This is a genomic window from Solitalea longa (assembly GCF_002920915.1).
Lineage (GTDB): Bacteria > Bacteroidota > Bacteroidia > Sphingobacteriales > Sphingobacteriaceae > Solitalea > Solitalea longa.
On sequence record NZ_PQVF01000015.1, the window covers coordinates 32,495 to 52,356 of the forward strand.

The following is a 19,862-nucleotide window of genomic DNA, read 5'->3' on the forward strand; positions in this document are numbered from 1 at the left end:
GCAGCCCCTGAAAAGGCTGCTTTTTTTATTGATGCCGCTTTTATTTTGCAAGAGAAGTGGTAATCTGCTATAAAAAAATAACCCCGCTGTTCACCCAGGTTACCATTGAATATTGTTATAACACCGGGCGCTTCCAAAAACCAATTTCAATTGATAATGAAGCCATTTATTCGTAATTTCAGTTCGCATTTGCCTGCTAATCTGACAATAAAAAAAGGAGGATATATGCTAAGCAAAAAGTTAGAGGATTACTTGAACAACCAGAATGTTCAGTACGCCGTAATTGATCACATGGCAACCGCCACTGCCCAACGAACTGCCGCCGCCGCCCATATTCCGGGCAATGAAATGGCAAAAACCGTAATGCTTAAAGTTGATGACCGTATGATGATGGCCGTTCTTCCTTGCCATTGCCGCATTGATATTGGTCGTTTGAAAGAAATAACCGGAGCCAGCAATATTTCACTGGCCAGTGAAGGAGAATTCAGAACCTATTTTCCGGACTGTGAAACCGGCGCTATGCCTCCTTTCGGAAACTTATACGGCATGGACGTATTTGTGGATGAACAACTATCTAATGACCAGAAAATAGCATTTAACTCGGGCTCACATAAAGAACTTATTCAAATGCCATTCAAATCATTTGAAAACCTGGTGCACCCTCACATAACACGATTTACCGCCTAGCACGTTATCGATACTCTGCTTATTGCAGAGTATTTTTTTTAACTGAAAAGGCTTTTCCTTTTTTAACTACACTTAGCCACTTTAGCTATCAACACTTAAATCATTCATAAAAAGCCGATTGTGTTTTTTAAATTTTAATGGCTGATGAATAAAATATACATTATAAGAAATTTTAATTACTATAATTAACTAAAGCATCATAAAGGTAAACAAACCGCACTAATTAAACATTCTCATTATCAAAGTGTTATTTTTACAATAATTGATTTTTATCAGTTTTTTTGAATAAAAGGCATGTTACTTTTGTAGTGTTCTAAAAACGGAACAACATTTGAATTTTAGTTATAGTCTCAAATTATATAGTTATGAAAGCATCGTCTTCAACATTCAGCGCCGACATGAAAATCTCCAAATCAGGCAAATCATCTACTAAGTATGCACAACAGACTTATGACTATCTAAAATATTTACTAGGAAGAAAGTACCAGAAATACGGTCCAAGTGCAGCAATGGTTTACGATAATAATTGCGATTATTTTTGTAACGCCGACTAAACAAGCTTTTTTAAATAACCTTTCATATGTAAACGCGTCCCGAAATTCGGAACGCGTTTTTTTTGCTTATAAACAACAAAAGCGACCCTTTCGAATCGCCTTTGTTATGTATTAATTACTAATGGCTGCTTAGCCTCATTAACCTACTAAATCACCATATTAACAATGCGGCCTTTCACAACGATCACCTTTTTAGGTGTTTTGCCATCCAGGTATTTTTTCACATCGCTACTTTCCAAAACCAGTTTTTCAACATCAGCAGGCTCTAGTGCCAAAGAAACGTTCAGTTTGGTTTTCACCTTTCCATTAATAGAGATTGGATAATCAAATGCATCCTCCACCAAATGTTCAGGTTTAAATTCAGGATAAACGGCGTCGATAACACTTCCTTTTCCTGGGTTTAAAATGCTCCACAACTCTTCGGCAATATGAGGCGCATAAGGACAAATGGTAATTACCAGTGGTTCTAAAATGGCACGTTTATTACATTTTAAAGCCGTAAGCTCATTTACACAGATCATATAACTTGATACCGAAGTATTGAATGAGAAACGGGTAACATCTTCTTCAACCTTTTGAATGATCTTGTGAAGAGCTTTTAACTCGGCCTTGCTCGGCTCTTCGTTAGTTACACTAACCTCTCCTTTTTCATCCAAAAACAAATTCCAAAACTTACGAAGGAAATTGTAAACGCCCGAAATCCCATTGGTGTTCCATGGTTTGGATTGTTCCAATGGACCCAGGAACATTTCGTACATGCGCAGGGTATCGGCACCGTATTGCTCAATAATATCGTCAGGGCTCACCACATTGTACTTCGATTTCGACATTTTCTCTACCTCATGCCCGCAGATATATTTACCATCTTCCAGTACAAATTCGGCATTAGCGTAATCAGGTATAGATTTTTTGAATTTCTCCAGATCCAACACATCATTATGAACAATGTTTACATCTACGTGTAAAGGCTGTGTGTCGTAATCCTTACGCAAACCGTAGGAAACAAACTTGTTGGTTCCGATAATACGGTACACAAAATTTGATCGGCCCTGAATCATCCCCTGGTTGATGAGCTTTTTGAAAGGCTCCTCTTCCTGTACATATCCAAGATCTTTCAATACTTTATTCCAGAAACGAGAATATAACAAGTGGCCTGTAGCGTGCTCCGAACCGCCTATGTATAGGTCAACATCTTTCCAATAATCGGTGGCTTCTTTAGAAACAAATGACGAATCATTCTTAGCATCCATATAGCGGTACCAATACCAGCTGCTCCCCGCCCATCCAGGCATGGTGCTGTGCTCGTATTCAAATTCTCCTTTGTACTTCCAACCGGCGGCTCTTGCCAATGGCGGCTCTCCGGTTTCAGTTGGCAGGTATTTATCGATCTCCGGAAGGATCAGCGGCAGATCCGATTCGTCAATTAAATAAGGCAAACCATTTTTGAAATATACAGGCACCGGTTCACCCCAATAACGCTGGCGGGCAAAAATAGCATCGCGCATACGGTAATTGGTCTTAGCCTTCCCCGTTCCTTCTGCTTCAATTTTATGAACAAGAGTTTTCATTGCCTCTGCATAGTCCATTCCATCAATCAATCCTGAATTAACGTATTTACCTTCTTTGGTCGCGTCGGCAGTTTCATCGATTACCTGACTATCTAAGATCTGAACAATTGGAAGGTTAAAGTGCTGTGCAAAGCGGTAATCACGCTCATCGCCTGATGGTACGGCCATAACCGCTCCAGTACCATAACCGGCCAATACATAATCAGCAATCCAAACCGGCACTTTTTCACCGCTTAATGGGTTAATGGCAAAAGCTCCTGTAAACGCCCCCGAAACGGTTTTAACATCCGCCATCCGGTCGCGCTCACTCTTTTGCTTGGTTTTATTAATGTAAGCTTCTATTTCAGCCTTATGCTCGGGAGTGGTAAGTTTATCTACCAATTCATGTTCAGGAGCCAACACTAAAAAGGTTACCCCAAAAACGGTATCTAAACGAGTAGTAAAAACCTCAATTTTATCCTCAAACTTCTCTAAATTGAATTTCAACAACGCCCCCACGGATTTACCGATCCAGTTGCGCTGCATTTCGCGAATAGGCTCCGGCCAGTCGATATTATCTAAGCCCTGTAGCAAACGTTCAGCATATGCCGAAATACGCATACTCCATTGGCTCATTTTCTTTTGTTCCACAGGATGACCACCGCGCTCTGAAAAACCACCTATCACTTCGTCGTTTGCCAGTACAGTTCCCAACGCAGGGCACCAGTTAACAACTGATTCTGACAAATAGGTTAAGCGATATTTCAGCAATTCTTTTTGCTGCTCATCTTCGCTCATCGCATTCCATTCAGCAGCTGTAAAAGAACGGGTATCCTCATCACAAGCAGCCTTAACACCGTTGGTTCCATTGTTCTCAAATTTGGCAACCAGCACATTAATAGGCTCAGCTTTATCCGTCTCAAAATTGTACCATGCATCAAATAACTGCATGAAGATCCATTGCGTCCATTTATAATAGTCGGCATCGCAGGTACGCAGTTCGCGGCTCCAGTCATAAGCAAAACCAATACGGTCCAACTGTTCGCGATAACGTTTCGTATTCTGATCTGTGGTGATAGCCGGATGTTGACCGGTTTGGATGGCATATTGCTCGGCAGGTAATCCAAATGCATCGTAACCCATTGGATGCAATACATTGAATCCTTTTAATCGTTTGAAACGGCTAAAGATATCAGAGGCAATATAGCCGAGCGGGTGACCAACATGCAAGCCTGCACCTGATGGATATGGGAACATATCCAGTACATAATATTTTGGCTTGTTTAAGTTGATGTCAACCTTGTATGTATGGTTTTCGGCCCAATACTTCTGCCATTTCTGTTCAATTTCGCGAAACTTATATTCCATCTTTGTCGAATAATTAAAATAATTTCGGGTTGCTGATCGCGGCCTAGGGTTTATATACTGAGATTTAAACCTCTAACGCGCCATCCGTAACCCGTAATTCTCAATTAGAAACGCGAAAATATGAATTTAACCGCGGAAATAATTACTTGAAGTTTACGTTTGTAATTTGAATTAGTATTTTCGCAACACCTATAAAGGAATTCTTATGTCAGAATTTGAAGAAAGCAACGTTTCACGAAAGACCAAAAGAGTATACATTACCACGGTAATCAGTATTGCAATGGTGTTATTAATGGTTGGGCTTGCCGGTTTGATCATTTTACATGCCCGCAAACTTTCTGATTATGTGAAAGAAAATATCGTAGTTAATGTTTATTTAAACGAAGATGCCAAAGAGGTTGACATCCTTGCTTTGCAAAAGGAAATTGAAAAATCCCCTGCAGTAAAATCAACTGTATACGTGAGTAAAGAACTGGCTGCTGAAAATCTTTCAAAAGATTTGGGTGAAGACTTTATAAAGTTCCTTGGCTATAACCCTTTATTATACTCTATAGATGTATACATGAAGGCTGACTACGCCAACAATGCTAACATTGATAAGATCATTCAAACTATTTCGAGTAAACCATTAGTTAAAGAGGTAAAATATCAGCAATCACTGGTTGATTCGATGAATCGTAACCTTAAAGCCATCAGCTTTATCATTTTAGGATTTGGCGGTTTATTGTTGTTCATCGCCCTTGCCCTGATCAATAATACGATTCGCCTGGCCATTTATTCACAGCGCTTTACTATTAAAAGCATGCAGTTGGTTGGAGCTACCAAAAACTTCATCCGCCGCCCGTTCCTGGGTATGGCAATATTGCACGGAATTTTAGCCGGATTATTGGCAACCCTAATGGTTATGGGCGTATTGTACCTTACCCGTCAGGAAGTACCGGAGTTAATTGTACTGCAAGACTATTCAGAGTTCGGTCTTTTATTTATCGGACTGATCGTATTAGGAATCCTGATTTCTCTGTTCAGCACCTATTTTGCAGTAACCCGTTATTTACGCCTGAAAATTGACGCTTTATACGTTTAAAACTAAAGTTGCCATTGCAACATCCAGAAAATATTAAATGAGTACTGAAACAAAAACCACCTCACCAACCGATAAAAAGGTAAACTCCCTTTTTGGTCGCCAAAATTACATCTTAATGCTTGTAGGCCTGGCAGTAATTACTCTGGGATTTATCTGCATGAGCGGAACCAGCGACATTTACAACAACACTAAATTGGTAGTAGCTCCAATTTTAGTACTTATCGGTTTTACTATTGAATTCTTTGCAATCTTTAAGAAATCAGCAAAGTAATTAGTCCATAGTTAATAGATCATAGTCCATAGATTCATTTCAACTATGGACCATGGTCTATCTACTTTTTATACCCCTATAAAAACACATGACCTTTATTCAAGCAATCATCCTTGCAATTGTTGAAGGATTGACCGAATTTTTACCTGTTTCCTCAACAGGCCACATGATCATAGCGTCCTGGCTGATGAAAGTTCCGAACAGTGATTTCACTAAATTCTTTACGGTAGGTATTCAATTCGGCACTATCTTGTCGGTTGTGGTATTATATTTCAAGCGATTTTTCCAAAGTCTTGATTTCTATTTTAAGCTTTTTGTCGCCTTTATACCTGCTGTCATCTTCGGCCTTTTGCTGTCAAAACAAATTGATGCCTTACTCGAAAGTGTTTTAACTGTAGGCATTATGCTTTTAGTAGGTGGGGTTATCTTCATTTTGCTCGACAAATGGTTCAAAGCTTCAGAAAATAATCCTGACAAAGAAATAAAGTATAACAATGCTTTTGTAATTGGTTTGTTCCAATGCATCGCCATGATTCCCGGGGTTTCTCGTTCGGCTTCAACCATTATTGGTGGGTTAACTCAAAAACTAAACAGAAAGCAAGCTGCTGAATTCTCTTTCTTTTTAGCTGTTCCTACCATGTTTGCTGCAACGGCAAAAAAAATGTATGATTTTTATAAGGACGGAATTTCATTAAATACACATGAATGGCAATTGTTCGCGGTAGGTAATCTCGCTGGCTTTATCGTGGCCATTATCGCTATAAAAGCCTTTATCGGTTACCTAACTAAACACGGGTTTAAAGTATTTGGCTATTACCGTATAGTTGTTGGCCTTTTGATCCTGATATTTTATTTCATGGGACATAACCTGGAAATCATTTAGATAGAACGAAGAATCCATGTTTCATTCCATGGCATGAGGAATCCTTAACTGATTGTATTTTTAACAATAGGCTTCGACTTCGCTCAGCCTGACATTAAAGCGTCATCCTAGGCCCATTCATCCTGAGCGCAGTCGAAGCTTAGTCATCCTGAGCCTAGTCGAAGCATAGTCATCCTGAGCGGAGTCGAAGGATACTTCAAAAAAACTCCCTACTTTTGCACCCTCATTAACGTCCTGTGAGTTTGCAAAATAGTCCTGAAAGATCCGAATCGGTTTATAATTTACAATTTGTATTAGTGTGCATGAGTTCGTTTCTGTTCTCTGCAAGCTTCAATATGCTGATTCCTGAACTTCCCTCCTATCTCACCTCCCTAGGCGGCGCCGAATACAAAGGATTGATCATTGCACTATTTACATTAACAGCCGGTATTTCCCGGCCATTTAGTGGAAAACTCACCGACACCATAGGAAGAGTACCTGTAATGGCCATCGGTTCATTAGTGTGTTTTTTCTGCGGATTTTTGTATCCGGTTTTGACCACGGTTGCAGGCTTCTTATTGCTCAGGCTATTTCATGGTTTTTCAACCGGCTTTAAACCCACCGCCACGGCAGCCTACGTAGCCGATTTGATTCCGGTAAAACGATGGGGCGAAGCTATGGGTATTCATGGTTTATTTTTTAGCACTGGTATGGCCATTGGCCCGGCTATTGGAAGCTGGATCACTTCGCATTTTTCGATCAATGTTTTATTCTATTGTTCTTCCGTTTTTGCATTATTGTCGATAGCCATACTAATGAACATGAAAGAAACACTGCGAGACAAACAACGCTTTCATCCTTCACATTTAAAAATAAACCGTAAAGATATTATTGATACTCGGGCACTACCGGCGGCCATTATTACCTTTTTAAGTTACATCAGCTATGGCGCCATTCTTACTGTTGTGTCTGATTGGAGCTTACATTTAGGCGTTACCAATAAAGGTTTATTTTATATGGTGTTTACCATTGCCTCTTTATTGATCCGGTTTTTAGCCGGTAAAGTTTCCGACCGACACGGACGCATTATCGTCCTAAAAGTGAGCCTCAGCCTGTTAATCATGGCCTTGTTGGCAATAGGATTTGCAAAATCGGCAGTTGGACTATTGGCTGCATCCTCTCTTTACGGCGTTTCTACCGGCATGTTGTCACCTACGGTATCGGCATGGACCGTTGACCTTGGCCATCCTGAACAACGTGGAAAAGCAATGGCTACGATGTATATCGCACTGGAAGCGGGAATTGGCCTCGGTGCATTACTTGCCGGCTGGTTATTTATCCATGATTTAAAGATGATCCCGATCACGCTTTATATTTGCGCTGGTATTACCTCTCTGGCATTGATCTATATGCAGATCAATTTCCCTAAAAATAAACAGACTCGCCAATCCTATTAAACCAATATTCACACTATCTTTGCCCCTGAGGTAATTGAGCATGATTAACGAGAATAATAATTTTTCTAACTCTTCAGAAAACAACATAAAAAGATCAAATGGTGATACTACCCCTGACTTTAGCAAGTTTCAGGAGGGAGAGGTATTGTTAATTAATAAGCCCTACAAATGGACATCTTTTGATGTGGTTGGAAAAATAAGGAATGCCTTTAAACCCACCAAAATAAAGGTAGGTCATGCCGGCACCCTTGACCCACTGGCCAAAGGCTTGTTAATTATTTGTACAGGCAAGTTCACCAAGAAGATTGACGATTATCAGGCTCAGGAAAAAGAATATACCGGCACCATGGTGTTGGGAGGAACAACTCCTTCATACGATATGGAAACGGAGGTAGATGTGCAGTATGATATCAGGCACATTACTCAAGATCAGATTGTGGATAATACAAAGCATTTTATCGGTGAAATTGAACAGATTGCGCCGGCACATTCTGCAATAAAAATTAACGGGGAAAGAGCGTATGAAAAAGCACGCCGTGGTGAAGAAGTGATCATTAAATCACGAAAAGTGACCATCAGTGAATTTGAGATCACCCGTATTGAGTTACCGGAAATTGATTTCCGAGTGGTGTGCACCAAAGGAACTTATATCCGTTCACTTGCTCATGACTTTGGTAAAAAGCTGAATAATGGAGCCTATTTATCGGCTCTACGCCGCACCCGGATCGGTGAATTTAAAATTGAGAATGCCACCGAAGTAATGCAAATGGTGGAAGAGATTAGGAAACAAAAGGAGCCCCTGGACCAAAGGCCATAGTCCTTTGATAAACTTTAAACTATAAAATTATGGACCATGGACTATCGACCATGAACTGTAATACCTTAAGCATTAACAAATGAACATATACAGAAGTCTTGATGATTTTAAAACTCTTGAGCGCCCGGTAGTTACTCTTGGCACTTTTGACGGTGTGCATTTCGGCCATCGCAAAATCATTCAGCGACTTTTAGAAATTGCCCGCTCTATTGACGGAGAAACGGTGTTACTCACCTTTTTTCCTCATCCACGTATGATCCTGCATCCCGAATCAAACCATCCAAAACTGATCAATACCCTGGATGAAAAGATCGATCTTTTGAAACAGGCAGGTATTCAACACCTGATCATTATACCTTTCACCCGCGATTTTTCAAACCTCAACTCTTCCGAATTCATTGAAGACATTTTGGTAAAGAAAATAGGAACCAAAAAATTGGTAATTGGCTACGACCATCGTTTTGGCAAAGATCGCGAAGGCAGTTTTGAACATCTTAAAATGTATGGCCCGCAATATGGATTTGAGGTAGAAGAGATTCCTGAACAGGATGTGAATGACGTTGCGGTAAGCTCAACCAAAATCCGTGAAGCTTTGTTAAAAGGTAATGTTAGCGCAGCGGATGAATTTCTGGGTTATAATTTCAGATTAAGTGGACGAGTGGTAAAAGGCGACCAGATTGGAAGAAAAATCGGGTTCCCTACTGCTAATCTATATGTAGAAGAAAGTTATAAACTAATTCCCAGCGACGGTATCTATGCAGTAAAAGTGCACATTGATGAGGAACAGTTTGGAGGAATGCTATACATCGGTCATAGGCCTACAATTAATGGCATGACACACAACATTGAAGTAAACATCTTCAATTTTAACCGCGATATTTATACCCAATCCATCACAATTGAATTTATTGAATTCATTAGAAATGATGAAAAGTTTAACGGTTTGGAAGAACTTACCGCACAGTTAAAAAAAGATGAGGTTAATGCCAAATCTGTTTTATCCGGTATCTGATATCCTCGGGATTTATATTTTAACGCGCTGCTTTTTTAGAACTAACGTAATAGGTTTTCGTTTGCCTGATCATTAATCCTTTTGATCCGGATACAACCTTTTTGTATTCCAGGAAGTTTCCTTGTTTATCTAAAAAACCAACAAGGCAGGAGTTGGGTTCATGTCCTTTTTTCAAGGCCGGAACCATTTCCATTCCTAATTTTGGAAACACCACTGTATCACTAACTTCAAGTTCACGGTCAACAACATCCATTCGGTACCAAAAGGTTTTGGGTGTTTCGTACAGCCTTACCGAAAAACGCCAATCATTTAAATCGGCTCCCCTGATTTGTCCAACATATTTTTGATCAAACACAACAACCGCTTTCTTTGATACAACTGCCCTAGTTTCTTCTACTTTTCCTTCATTCTCAGTCTTATTTTGTTTTAAAGCTGAAGGTTTACAGGATATTAAAAGGGAAAGTAATACGAAAAATACTAATAGATGCTTATTCATTTAATATGTCTAACAATTTTAAGCTGCAAAGATAACAGATTCCAGCTTTTAGATCCTCAATTTTATATAAATAGAAAAGAGACTGCAATTTTTCTAAAAATCAATCCTAACACAACTGTTCAAATTTACTTTCTAATGGAATACTGGCACCACTTTGATTATTTGATTGAGAAAAAAATGAAAACTTAGGCTAAAAATTAATAAGTAACAAATTCCTAAAATTATTTTTTTACGTAGTTAACTCTAAACTTCACTTTTCAATTAAAAAGTGATTATAACTAAAACACCTCCTCAATTAACCCTAACCCGATCGATTTTTTTATTGATCAATTTAAAAACCTCTTACCATTAGAAATGAGATAATAATTTCTCCAATCAATCCGTTTATTCATTAGTTCTTTTGCTATTTGATTTAAATTATACAGTTTTAAAAAACCGGCTAGATTATATAATACTATTAAAAAGATGACTAGTTTTAACTTTACTAAAAGAGGGAAAAATATTTTCTCATAAAACATATTCCTATTTTCTTTATTTTTACCTTTATTAGTAAAAAAAATTAACAACTTAAATTCTTTTATTTTGCTAGCACCCTAAATCACTTTTGAAATAGCGGTATACAATTAAAAAGATTCGTTTAAAATCTAATAGTAAAAAAATAAGTAGCATACGATTGGAAGTCTTTTTGCTCTTGTTTATGGTGATCTTCAAAAAAGATCACCTTTTTATTTGTTTTAAAAAGGAACCTTTTTACCATCCTAATTACTCTTCCACCCCTTTTCTTTTGCAATTGAATTGATATAATTTAAACGCTTGGAATTCCTTGAATTTGAAATACCCCCTCTAAAACAGCATCCATTAGCTATCTTTTTTGATAAATCAATTGAATCTTTTTAATTTTTTTTCGAATAAACAATTATATTCGTAACCATATATAAAAATTTCTTTCATTATTGATTGACTTTTAAACATGAATGCAACGAATACTTTTTTTGAAGAACTCGAAAATGAAAACATTTCGGGTGTAGCATATAAAAATTTAGATTTAAAGAAAAAGACGATAGGCCATTTTGCAAACATCGGAAATGCCACCATTGCCGATTTATGTAAAGAGTTAAACGCCAGCGCGCCAAAAGTTACCACTCTCATAAACGACTTGATCAAAGAAGGATTGGTAAAAGATTATGGAAAAATAGATTCAACAGGTGGTCGCAGACCAAATTTATACGGACTAGCTTCGGAATCGGGCTTCTTTCTTGGCGTTGAAGTGCGCAAATACCATGTAAGCATAGGCTTACTCGACTTTAAAAAAAATCTGGTTAAGGTAACGGAAAAGATCCCTTACAGACTTTTTAATACAATGGATTCACTTGATGAACTTTGTTCAATAATTCAAAAATTCATTAACGAGCAACCTATTTCAAAGGATAAAATTCTGGGAATGGGAATCAACTTATCGGGCCGGGTAAATTTTGCTACCGGTTATAACTACAACTCCTTCTATTTTAGCAATGATGAACCGCTAAGTAAGATCATGGAAAGCAAGGTGGGGATTAAAACACTTATCGAAAACGATTCGAGGGCCATGGCTTATGGTGAATATTGCTCGGGTTCGGTTGGTGAGGAAAAAAATGTCTTATTCGTCAATCTCGATTACGGGATTGGTATGGGTATTTTGATTAATGGTCAGCTATACTATGGTAAATCAGGATATTCTGGTGAGTTCGGACATATCCCATTTTTCAACAACGAGATATTATGTCATTGCGGCAAAAAAGGTTGTTTGGAAACTGAAGCTTCGGGCGATGCTTTATTAAAACTATTTATTAAGAAAATTGAAGAAGGTTCATCAAGTATTGCCATGCGCAATAAAAAGCTTGAGGAGATCCGACTGGATGATATTTTACAGGCTGCCATAAATGATGATGTTTTGGCAATTGAACTTTTGGAACAAATCGGCGAAAAAATTGGCAGAGGCGTTGCCCTGCTGATCAACCTTTTCAATCCGGAAATGGTGGTTTTAGGAGGAATGATCGCTTCTACAGGTAATTATATCCAGCTACCAATTAAAAGTGCCTTAAATAAATATTCACTAAGCCTTGTTAATAACGACACGCAATTAACTATCTCAACACTGGGTGCAAAGGCCGGTATCGTTGGAGCTTCGTTGCTGGCAAGAAATATGACATTATCCATCGGTTAATACCATAAAAAAAGTCCTGATCGAATAAATCAGGACTTTTTTTATCAACTATCGGGCTAAACTCATAGCAGGTGGAATTGCCTTTTCATCCGTTCCAAATTTCTTATTAGGTGTTTTACCCATCGTAAATACCAGCACTCCCCCTTTTAGCATATCGGAATGCGTGATATAAGTTTTATTATACGGTTTTCCATTTAGGCTTGCCGATTGTATATATATATTTTCTTTGGAGTTATTTACCGCGTTAATGGCAAACGTTCTACCATTGCCCAGGTTGATCTTTGCAGAATTTAGTATCGGACTACCGAAAACATACACCCCACTTGCCGGATTAACCGGATAAATACCCATCGAACTTAATACATACCAGGCACTCATTTGTCCGCAATCCTCATTACCCGAAAGACCATCAGGTTTTGCGGTATACATGGTTCTTAAAATTTCTCTCACCCGCGCCTGACTCTTCCAGGGCTGGCCGGCATAATTATATAAATAGGCAATATGATGACTTGGCTCATTACCATGTGCATACTGACCGATAAACCCAGAAACATCCGGAGATTTATTTGCACCAGTCATTTCTGAACTTACGGTAAACAGCGAATCCAGCTTTGCTACAAATGCCTCTTTACTTCCAAACAGGTTAATTAAACCTTGAGGGTCATGAGGAACAAACCAGCTATGTTGCCAGGCGTTACCTTCTGTGTACTGCGATTTGGCGCCATGCTCTGAAAAATATGGATCGAAGTTAGGAACCCATTGACCATCAGAATTTTTGGCTCGCATAAAACCTGTTGATTTGTCGAACAAGTTGGCATAATAACCTGCACGACTCATATAAGTGTTATAATCATCGGTTTTACCAAGTTTTTGGGCTACCTGGGCAATACACCAGTCATCATAAGCATACTCAAGTGTGATGGTAACACTTTCATCTTTTTTATCCTGAGGTAAATATTTATACTGACGATAAGCATCTGTTCCGCGAATATTTTGCATTGAGCTTGCCTTCATCGCCTCATAGGCTAGCTCGTAATCAAACCCTTTAAAGCCTTTTAAAATTGCATCGGCAACTACCGGAACCGCATGATAGCCGGTCATACAATTGGTTTCGTTTCCGGCCAGTGGCCATACCGGCAATAAGCCCGACTCCTTATAAAATGCCAGAAAAGAATTGATAAAATCAGGAACTCGCTCTGGCTGAACGAGGGTATACAACGGATTTGCGGCTCTGAACGTATCCCAAAGTGAGAATACTGAATAATCCATAAAGCCTTTTGCCTGATTAACCTGTCCGTTAGGCCCTTTATAATTACCGTTTAAGTCGCTGAAAAGGGTTGGAGCAACATATGTATGATACAGCGCCGTATAAAAAATCGTTTTATTTTCATCAGTACCACTTACATCTATTTTAGCCAATTCCTTTTCCCAGGTTTGTTCTGCATTCTTTCGGGTTTTGTCAAAACCCCAGCCTTTTTCAGCCTCTAATGCTTTTAACGCTCCTTCAATATTGGCTGATGAAAGGGCCACTTTCATTATCACTTGTTCATTTTCTGTAGTGGCAAAAATTAACGATGTAACTACTTTTTTGCCTCTTTCAGCTTTAAAGCCACTCTCCTTTCCATCCTTTACAACAGAAAAGCCTAAGATCTTTTTCGAAAGTTGCGCAGCAAAGAATACCCATTGGTCATCAGCCCAACCTTTTGATTTTCGATAACCCACTACAGTAGAGTCATTTTCAATTTTGAGGTAAGTTTCTACCGGTGAATCCCAGTTAATGGCAAACCCTAGGTCAAATCTTATGGTGGCTATTTCTGATTCTGGAAATGTATATCGGTGCCAACCTACATTTTGACTAGCGGTTAATTCTACTTTTATTTTTGAATCATCTAAAAGAACTGAATAATAACCTGGAGAAGCCTTTTCACGGCTATGTGAAAAGTGCTCGAGGATCTTTGCTGAGTCAACCAATTTTAAGGTAGGCATAACGGAAATATCAGCTAAATCGCCAATTCCGGTTCCACTTAAGTGTGTATGACTGAATCCTGTAATTAATGAATCAGTATAATGATAGCCCGAAACCCAGTCCCAACCCTGCGAACCATTATCCGGACTCAATTGCACCATCCCAAAAGGAACGGTCGCTCCAGGATAGGTGTGTCCATGCCCCCCGGTGCCTATGAAGGGATTCACATAGTCAATTCTCTTGCTTTTTTGCTGTGCAAAAACCTGACTTACCGAAATGGCCATCAGCAGCATTAAGAAGAATCTTACTTTGTTTACGTTTATATTCATGGTATATAAATTGATGTGCCCAATTTAATGCTAAATTGTTTTAGCAAGAATAAAACAAAGAAAAATTTATCAATATAAAACAAACAGAGGCTGATATATTTATTCAGCCTCCACTTATTATTTATGATTTAATCTTTCTTTTAAAAACTTGCCTGTATAGGAATGTTCCGATTTAATTAAGTCTTCCGGAACACCTTCAAATACCAAATTACCTCCCTTTTCTCCGCCCTCTGGCCCGATATCGATGATCCAATCGGCGCATTTTATCACGTCCATATTATGTTCGATCACAATAATGGTATTACCCTGTGCAATCAATGCATCGAAAGATTTCATCAGTTTATTGATATCATCAAAATGCAATCCCGTGGTGGGTTCATCAAAGATAAATAAAGTATGATGAGGATTATGGCCTTTCACCAGGAATGATGCCAGTTTAATACGCTGTGCCTCTCCTCCTGATAAGGTATTTGATGATTGCCCTAGTTTAACATAGCCCAAACCAACATCCTGCAAAGGCTGAATCTTCGAAGTGATCTTTTTCTCTTCCACAAAAAACTCCAAAGCCTCGTCAATACTAAGATCGAGAATTTCGGAAATATCTTTTTCTCTGTATTTTACATCGAGAACATGTTGTTTAAACCGTCTTCCGCCACAGGTTTCGCAAGGCAAATAAATATCTGCCATAAACTGCATTTCAATTTTCACTTCTCCTTCACCCTGACACGTATCACAACGTCCGCCTTCAACATTAAACGAAAATGCCGATGGCTTTAAGCCGGATGCCTTTGCAGCCGATTGAGAAGCGAATAAGTTTCGGATTTCATCATATGCCTTAACATACGTCACCGGATTGGAACGAGAGGAACGGCCAATCGGATTCTGATCGATCATTTCAATCTGGGCCACCTTAGAAATATCTCCCGATATATTGTTAAAGGCTCCGCTCTGCTCTCCGGTAAAATTACCGATAGCTTTTTGCAAAGCGGGATAAAGAATACGCTTTACCAAACTTGTTTTGCCCGACCCGCTTACGCCTGTAATACAGGTTAAGGTATGCAGCGGAAACTTAACGCTTATATTTTTAAGATTGTTTTCCCTTGCTCCCTCAATTTCTATATAATCTGCCCATTTGCGTCGCTGGGCAGGGATAGCAATTTCTTTTTTCCCCGACAAATACTGACCCGTTAAACTATGTGTATCGGTTAAGATGGCGGCAAAATCTCCTTCAAACACCAATTCTCCACCATTAATGCCAGCCCGGGGCCCTATATCGATCAAGTGATCGGCAGCAAGCATGATCTCTTCTTCGTGTTCAACCACTAAAACCGAGTTACCAGCATTACGCAGCGATTTTAAAACCCCGATTAAACGATGAGTATCGCGAGGATGCAAGCCTATGCTTGGTTCGTCTAAAACATAAACGGAACCGACCAAACTACTTCCCAGGGATGTAGCCAGGTTAATGCGTTGAGACTCTCCTCCCGACAAGGTATTTGATAATCGATTTAAGGTTAAATAACCCAATCCAACATCATTTAAAAATCGTAAGCGATTTTGAATTTCAATCAGCAAACGTTTAGAAACCTGAGCGTCATGTTCGTTCAATTGAATCTCTTCAAAAAACTTCGAAGCTTTTTCCAAAGACATTAACACAATATCAGTGATCGATTTTCCGGCAATCTTCACATAGCTGGCATCTTTTCGCAAACGGCTACCCTTACAATCAGGACAAACTGTTTTACCTCTGTATCTGGAAAGGATTACCCGATACTGAATTTTATAAGTTTGAGATTCGAGATCTTTAAAGAAGTCATTTAAACCACCAAAGTATCGGTTACCGGTCCATAGCAATTCCTTTTCTTCCTCAGTTAGTTCGATATATGCCCGATGAATAGGAAAATCAAACTTGGCCGCATTCTTAATCAAAGCCTCATTCCATTCCTTCATCTTTTCTCCACGCCATGGAGCAATGGCACTGTCATAAATAGATTTCGATTTATCCGGAATCACCAGATCAGGATCTATACCGATCACACTTCCGTATCCCTCACAGGTTTTGCAAGCTCCGTATGGGTTATTAAAGCTGAAAAACTGTGGCGTTGGCTCCTCAAAACGCATTTCATCCAACTCGAACCGGTCGCAAAAATGCCTTTCAATGTTTTCATCTGTAGCTTCATCTTTATATTGAACATACGCATCTCCCTTGCCTTCAAAGAAAGCGGTTTGAACCGAATCCGAAATTCTGTTTAAAGTATCTTCTTCCCTATCCACAATAATTCGGTCGACTAAAATCCTTAATTCTCCCTCCTTTAATGGATGATTGGCGTCAATAGATTTATCTTCTAATAGATCTTCAATTTTTGAAACACTACCGTGATAGGCTACCCGTTTAAAACCTTTTTGCAGTAAAACAGCCAGTTCTTCCTTCAGGGCGCGGTTATTATGAGGATGTAACGGACAAAAAACATTTACCGCTGTATCATCGGTCAATGATAAAATAAAATCAGTTACGCTAGTCACGCTGTCGCGCTTAACCTCCATCCCTGAAATTGGCGAATATGTTCTTCCCACCCTTGCAAAAAGCAATTTCAGATAATCATAAATTTCAGTAGAAGTCCCTACTGTAGAGCGGGGATTTGACGTGTTTACTTTTTGTTCAATGGCAATTGCCGGGGCTATACCTTTGATATAATCAACTTCGGGTTTATTCATTCGGCCCATAAACTGGCGGGCATAAGCAGATAAACTTTCCACATAACGACGTTGGCCTTCGGCATATAATGTATCAAAGGCTAAACTTGATTTGCCTGACCCCGAAAGGCCGGTTATTACCACAAGTTTGTTCTTAGGAATGGCCACATCCACGTTTTTTAAATTGTGAACTCTGGCCCCTTTTATCACTATGTGCGTTTTCGCACTGATCTCGTCAATATTTTTACTCATTAAAACCGTTTGAAAAAGGTACGAAGTTTGAACATTTGCCCTGTTAGAAAAGTTTAGCAAAACTGCATATTTTCAACACTCAATAAAAATATATTTGTGTTTGAAAATTGTGGTTATAACAAAAATATATTTTTGATTTTTTGAAAATAGTCGTTTATTTGTGATATAACCCAAAAACAACAGGAGGAAATTATAGGCTAAAAATCTACACTACTTTAATATTTTTTTTAATTAAAAGTTAACATAGATAGAGGCCCATGAACCGCCATCAAGAAAACGATCAATCCCTGATTCACCATTATCTTAAGGGTAATGAAGAAGCGCTCGAAATTCTCATTAATCGTCATAAAGCCAAAATTTACACAACTATCTATTTATTGGTTAAAGATTCTTATTTAGCTGAGGATATTTTCCAGGATACTTTTATCAAGGTAATCAATACCCTTAGAGCCGGTAAATACAATGAAGAAGGTAAGTTTTTACCATGGGTTTTACGTATTGCCCATAACCTTGTTATCGATCATTTCCGTAAAGACAAACGCACACCGGTGGTTACCACTATCGACGGATACGACATCTTCAACGTTTTGCACTTTGTTGATGAAAATGCGGAAGATAAAATGATCAGAGAGCAAAATATTGCCGATTTAAGAAAGCTGATATTAATGCTTCCGGAAGAACAAAGAGAAGTGTTGATCATGCGTCATTACGCCGACTTAAGTTTTAAAGAGATAGCCGATATAACTGAAGTAAGCATTAACACTGCCCTTGGCCGTATGCGCTATGCTTTAAATAACTTGCGCAAGATGATGAATATTAAAGAAGAAAGTTTAAAATAGGCTAACAAATAAACTGTAGCTCATTTATATAAAACGCCTTGATAATAGATCAAGGCGTTTTTCATTTGTAGGTAGGAGTTAGATTTTAGATCTACAACCTAACTCCTACCTTTTTACTCGCCCTCTACAATCGTAAAGCCCAAATTGTTATTTGTACTTCTTGCTTTGTACTTTCTACTCTTCACTCTAAAATCCTAAATCCCAAATCGTACTTTGTACTTCTTACTTTGTACTTTCCCTTTATACTTTATCCCAATTGTTGCATAAAGCTGTTGGTAATACTGTTTAAAAATTGAATATTGTACGCAGTTTACGCAGCCATAGCTATCATTGAATGAATATTTAAACCAATTGAATAACAACAACTTAAACCATGACCATAAAAACAGCACTCAGATCTTCTTTAACAGCGTTTTGTCTACTTTCATCAGCCTTAGTGCTGTTTTCTTGCCAAAACGGTAACAAATCGGGACAAAAACTAGGCGATGACACCGTTTATGTAAAAGGCCTATATGTGCATTCAGAAAAACTGGATAGTTTGAGAGATTGTGTTGATACATCAATGGTTTTCTTCGTAAAAGATGAAACAGGTACGCTGGCTCAGCGCTATGATAGTTTGCCGGCCATTAAACACACCGAAGAAGCTGTTTTAGTAGAACTAAAAGGTATTATTTCTAAAACCACTAACGACAGTATTGCTAAAACCCTTCCTAAAACGTTGAAAGTATATGAAGTTCGCCGTATGGAACATAAAAACTATCAAAACGTTTGTATTCCGTATGATTTCTGGGCCTTGGGAAGTGAACCAAGCTGGAACCTGGAGATCTCAAAATCTGAAAACCTGATCTCATTCTCTGATTTTAATACGCAAAAAGCATATCGTTTTAATTTCAAGGAACCTATAATTAATAAAGACACTACTTCATGGACCTATGAAACCCGTAACAAGGAAGAAAGGGCTAATATTCGCATCACGATTCGTCAGCAAGAGTGCAGTGATACCATGACCGATACAAAGTATAAATTCAGTGCCGAAATACTGATCAATGGTAAAAGTTATAAAGGCTGCGCCATTTCCTGGAAATAATAAAGGGTTGTAATGATAAACGGTTAAACTGTTATTTGTTTTACCCGATTAATTGTAAATCAGGTAAAACAATTTTACAATAAATCAATTTACAGTTAAGCCATATGGCATTTTGTCTTGCATCAATTTTGAACATGCTTTTTATTTAGAATTTTTATAAATAAGCAAAACCTGTTATAACCGGCGATTCTAAACCGATTTTTTGTAAATTCGCATTGCTTAAATTATGAATTTCATAAAGTTGAATAAAAACTTTTATCAATTCTTCCGAGCCATCTCTAAATTTCGCTAAACCTTCTGCCCAAACAGAGGTTATTTAATTAAGTCCATATTAAAA

At 38.4% G+C, this 19,862-nt stretch carries 15 protein-coding genes; 11 read left to right on the plus strand and 4 right to left on the minus strand.

Going from position 1 to position 19,862, the window contains the following annotated elements:
• The first annotated feature begins 156 nt into the window (after positions 1–156).
• Positions 157–687: an aminoacyl-tRNA deacylase gene (locus C3K47_RS17285; RefSeq protein WP_207765323.1), complete on the plus strand. Its 531-nt coding sequence runs from the start codon at positions 157–159 to the stop codon at positions 685–687.
• Between the two features lie 365 nt (positions 688–1,052).
• Positions 1,053–1,241, plus strand: a complete 189-nt coding sequence (locus tag C3K47_RS19420) for a hypothetical protein (RefSeq protein ID WP_133159411.1) — start codon at positions 1,053–1,055, stop codon at positions 1,239–1,241.
• A gap of 146 nt (positions 1,242–1,387) precedes the next feature.
• On the opposite strand, the gene leuS is transcribed toward C3K47_RS19420, so the two are convergent.
• Positions 1,388–4,156 carry a leucine--tRNA ligase gene (leuS, locus tag C3K47_RS17290; RefSeq protein WP_103790422.1) on the minus strand — a complete coding sequence of 923 codons (2,769 nt, stop codon included), beginning with the start codon at positions 4,154–4,156 and terminating at the stop codon, positions 1,388–1,390.
• 205 nt (positions 4,157–4,361) lie between these two features.
• On the opposite strand from leuS, the gene C3K47_RS17295 reads away from it, so the two are divergent.
• From C3K47_RS17295 to C3K47_RS17320, 6 genes are all read left to right on the plus strand, one after another.
• Positions 4,362–5,240, plus strand: coding sequence for a cell division protein FtsX (locus C3K47_RS17295; RefSeq protein WP_103790423.1), 879 nt, complete (start codon positions 4,362–4,364; stop codon positions 5,238–5,240).
• Positions 5,241–5,277: 37 nt separating this feature from the next.
• Positions 5,278–5,511: a DUF3098 domain-containing protein gene (locus C3K47_RS17300; RefSeq protein ID WP_103790424.1), complete on the plus strand. Its 234-nt coding sequence runs from the start codon at positions 5,278–5,280 to the stop codon at positions 5,509–5,511.
• A gap of 88 nt (positions 5,512–5,599) precedes the next feature.
• Positions 5,600–6,394: an undecaprenyl-diphosphate phosphatase gene (locus tag C3K47_RS17305; RefSeq protein WP_103790425.1), complete on the plus strand. Its 795-nt coding sequence runs from the start codon at positions 5,600–5,602 to the stop codon at positions 6,392–6,394.
• A 302-nt stretch (positions 6,395–6,696) separates the two neighbouring features.
• Positions 6,697–7,830, plus strand: coding sequence for an MFS transporter (locus C3K47_RS17310; RefSeq protein WP_103790426.1), 1,134 nt, complete (start codon positions 6,697–6,699; stop codon positions 7,828–7,830).
• Positions 7,831–7,870: 40 nt separating this feature from the next.
• Positions 7,871–8,647 (plus strand): tRNA pseudouridine(55) synthase TruB, encoded by a 777-nt coding sequence (gene truB, locus C3K47_RS17315; protein ID WP_103790427.1) that lies wholly within the window; start codon positions 7,871–7,873, stop codon positions 8,645–8,647.
• 79 nt (positions 8,648–8,726) lie between these two features.
• Positions 8,727–9,659 carry a bifunctional riboflavin kinase/FAD synthetase gene (locus C3K47_RS17320; protein WP_103790428.1) on the plus strand — a complete coding sequence of 311 codons (933 nt, stop codon included), beginning with the start codon at positions 8,727–8,729 and terminating at the stop codon, positions 9,657–9,659.
• A gap of 19 nt (positions 9,660–9,678) precedes the next feature.
• Here the strand turns inward: C3K47_RS17320 and C3K47_RS17325 are convergent, their stop codons facing one another.
• Positions 9,679–10,155: a hypothetical protein gene (locus tag C3K47_RS17325; RefSeq protein ID WP_103790429.1), complete on the minus strand. Its 477-nt coding sequence runs from the start codon at positions 10,153–10,155 to the stop codon at positions 9,679–9,681.
• A gap of 970 nt (positions 10,156–11,125) precedes the next feature.
• On the opposite strand from C3K47_RS17325, the gene C3K47_RS17340 reads away from it, so the two are divergent.
• Positions 11,126–12,358: an ROK family transcriptional regulator gene (locus C3K47_RS17340; RefSeq protein WP_103790432.1), complete on the plus strand. Its 1,233-nt coding sequence runs from the start codon at positions 11,126–11,128 to the stop codon at positions 12,356–12,358.
• Positions 12,359–12,406: 48 nt separating this feature from the next.
• Here the strand turns inward: C3K47_RS17340 and C3K47_RS17345 are convergent, their stop codons facing one another.
• Positions 12,407–14,653, minus strand: a complete 2,247-nt coding sequence (locus tag C3K47_RS17345; RefSeq protein WP_103790433.1) for a GH92 family glycosyl hydrolase — start codon at positions 14,651–14,653, stop codon at positions 12,407–12,409.
• 117 nt (positions 14,654–14,770) lie between these two features.
• A complete protein-coding gene (uvrA, locus tag C3K47_RS17350) occupies positions 14,771–17,599 on the minus strand; it encodes an excinuclease ABC subunit UvrA (RefSeq protein WP_103790434.1) in 2,829 nt (942 codons plus the stop codon).
• Between the two features lie 257 nt (positions 17,600–17,856).
• Here uvrA and C3K47_RS17355 point away from each other — a divergent pair, with 257 nt between their 5' ends.
• Both C3K47_RS17355 and C3K47_RS17360 read left to right on the plus strand, forming a co-directional pair.
• The gene (locus C3K47_RS17355) at positions 17,857–18,438 is read left to right on the plus strand and encodes an RNA polymerase sigma factor (RefSeq protein WP_103790435.1); all 582 of its coding nucleotides are present in this window, start codon (positions 17,857–17,859) and stop codon (positions 18,436–18,438) included.
• A gap of 373 nt (positions 18,439–18,811) precedes the next feature.
• Positions 18,812–19,525: a COG3650 family protein gene (locus tag C3K47_RS17360; RefSeq protein ID WP_103790436.1), complete on the plus strand. Its 714-nt coding sequence runs from the start codon at positions 18,812–18,814 to the stop codon at positions 19,523–19,525.
• The last annotated feature ends 337 nt before the right edge of the window (positions 19,526–19,862 follow it).